Annotated in this window: 2 protein-coding genes; one reads left to right on the forward strand and one right to left on the reverse strand. The window is 42.0% G+C overall.

The annotated features are described in order from the left end of the window. Positions 1-425: hypothetical protein (locus tag A3739_RS18265; protein WP_156502678.1), on the reverse strand; the 425-nt coding region annotated here is incomplete at its 3' end. Between the two features lie 63 nt (positions 426-488). Here A3739_RS18265 and A3739_RS18270 point away from each other — a divergent pair. Further along, complete coding sequence (locus A3739_RS18270; protein ID WP_068481617.1) at positions 489-1,085, forward strand: glutathione S-transferase family protein; 597 nt, start codon at positions 489-491, stop codon at positions 1,083-1,085. Positions 1,086-1,113 lie beyond the last annotated feature (28 nt).

Genomic DNA, 1,113 nt, shown 5'->3' on the forward strand with positions numbered 1-1,113 from the left:
TGCTCTCTAACACTTAACCACAAGTCTCCACCTCGATGTCCAGGCGGCGCAAACCACTGACAATCACTGTCGAATAGAGAGTCACCATCCGAAATGACATTAATATTTCTAACACCCTTACCTTCAAGAAGCGGCTTTGCTTGTTCTGACGCATACAGTTTCGCCTTTGGAAAGCGCTCAAGCCAAGAAGCGACGCCTAAAAAATGATAGGCATTAGGCATAACGATCTCCAACCCCTCACCTAAAACCTCATCAAAACCCGGGTACATTTCAGCAAAACTATCGATCAGAGACTTTCCAGGGCTAATTACAACAACCTTAGCTTCATTAAGCTCAATACAAACTGTGTTTGAAGCAAAATTTGGAACGATATAACGTGCATACTTGATGTTCGAAAAATCAGGTACTGACTTCCACTGAGACATTAACTAACTCACTAAAACGAAAATTGATAAACTAAGATGATCGTAAACGCATAAGGAAATGAGATGAAGATCTACGGAGATGTTAACTCAGGCAACTGTTACAAACTACATCTAGCATGCCAGCTTCTCAACATTGAGCATGATTGGATTCATATAGACATCCTGAAGGGCGAAACCAAAACCAGAAAAATTCTAGCTCTTTCTCCTGCAGGTAAGATTCCATTACTCATAACAGATCAAGGAGAGACGCTTAGCGAGTCGAACGCCATCTTGAATTATCTATGCGAAGGTAGCGCGCTATACCCCAGCGATATCTGGCATCGAGCTAAAGTGCATCAGTGGCAGTTTTTTGAACAATACAGCCACGAACCATATATTGCTGTTGCAAGGTTTATTAACAAATACCTTGGGTTGCCCGAAGAAAGGCTGGAGGAATACAAGTCAAAACAAGAAGGCGGTAATTCAGCACTTCGAATCATGGAAACTCAACTTACGCAAACACCTTTTTTGACTGGAGACTCGATAACAACCTGCGATATTTCCTTGTTTGCATATACGCATGTAGCGCATGATGGCGGCTTCGATCTAAATCACTACCCAAATATTCTAAAATGGATAGACCGAATAAAAAGCCAAGAAGATTTCTCAGCTATGGCCTAGGCTAATCCTTATGAGTAGAGCAACAGCC

The organism is Oleiphilus sp. HI0067 (genome assembly GCF_001635735.1).